This is a genomic window from Actinomadura sp. KC345 (genome assembly GCF_004348515.1).
Lineage (GTDB): Bacteria > Actinomycetota > Actinomycetes > Streptosporangiales > Streptosporangiaceae > Spirillospora.
The window spans coordinates 1-1,207 of sequence record NZ_SMKH01000576.1; the positions used below are offsets into that span (position 1 = coordinate 1).

At 73.6% G+C, this 1,207-nt stretch carries 1 protein-coding gene; it reads left to right on the forward strand.

The genetic code is table 11. The annotated features are described in order from the left end of the window. Window positions 1-151 precede the first annotated feature (151 nt). Complete coding sequence (gene hemE / locus E1281_RS39690) at window positions 152-1,165, forward strand: uroporphyrinogen decarboxylase (protein WP_279433697.1); 1,014 nt, start codon at window positions 152-154, stop codon at window positions 1,163-1,165. Window positions 1,166-1,207 lie beyond the last annotated feature (42 nt).

The window sequence follows — 1,207 nt, forward strand, 5'->3', positions numbered from 1 at the left end:
CCCCCGTCCTCCAGCGCCCGTCCTTCAGCCCCGGTGCCTGGTTACCGGTCGTTCGTGGGACCATCGGAACGTGACCGCTGACGCTGCCCGTTCCGACGACCTCTCCGCGGACCCGCCCGACGCCGGCGGGCTCGCCGCGAGCCCCTTCCTGCTGGCCTGCCGCCGGCGGCCGGTGCCGCACACGCCCGTGTGGTTCATGCGGCAGGCCGGACGCTCGCTGCCGGAGTACCTGCGGGTGCGCGAGGGCGTGCCGATGCTGGAGTCGTGCACCCGTCCGGACATGATCGTCGAGATCACGATGCAGCCGGTGCGCCGCTACGCGGTGGACGCGGCCATCTTCTTCAGCGACATCATGGTGCCGCTGAAGGCGATCGGCGTGGACCTCGACATCAAGCCGGGCGTCGGCCCGGTCATCGCCGACCCTATCCGGGACGAGGCGGGCCTGGCGGCGCTGCGCCCGCTCGAACCGGGCGACGTCCCGTACGTGACGGAGGCCGTCGAGGGCCTGGTCGGCGAGCTGGGGGCGACGCCGCTGATCGGGTTCGCGGGAGGCCCGTTCACGCTCGCCTCGTACCTGATCGAGGGCGGGCCGTCGAAGAGCCACGAGCGCACCAAGGCCATGATGTACGGCGAGCCCGAGCTGTGGGCCGACCTCATGGACCGGCTCGCCGACCTCACGATCGCGTTCCTGAAGGTGCAGGTCGCGGCCGGGGCGAGCGCCGTGCAGGTCTTCGACTCCTGGGTCGGCGCGGTCGCCGCGCAGGACTACCGCGAGTCGGTGCTGCCCCACACCCGCCGTATCTTCAGCGAGGTGGAACCGCTCGGCGTGCCGCGCATTCACTTCGGCGTCGGGACGGGTGAGCTGCTCGGCCCGATGGGCGAGGCGGGGGCGGACGTCGTCGGCGTCGACTGGCGGGTGCCGCTGGACGAGGCCGTCAGCCGCGTCGAGCCCGGCAAGGCGCTGCAGGGCAACCTCGACCCGGCGGTCCTGTACGCGCCCTGGGAGACCGTGGAGCGCCGGACCCGCGACGTCCTGGCCCGCGGACGCACCGCCGAGGGGCACATCTTCAACCTGGGCCACGGCGTCCAGCCGTCCACGGACCCGGACGTGCTGGCCCGCCTCGCGGACCTCGTCCACGAGGCGAGCACCGAAGACACGCGCTGACGCGGGACCGCCCGCCCTACTGGGGCGGGGGCGGCCCCTGGG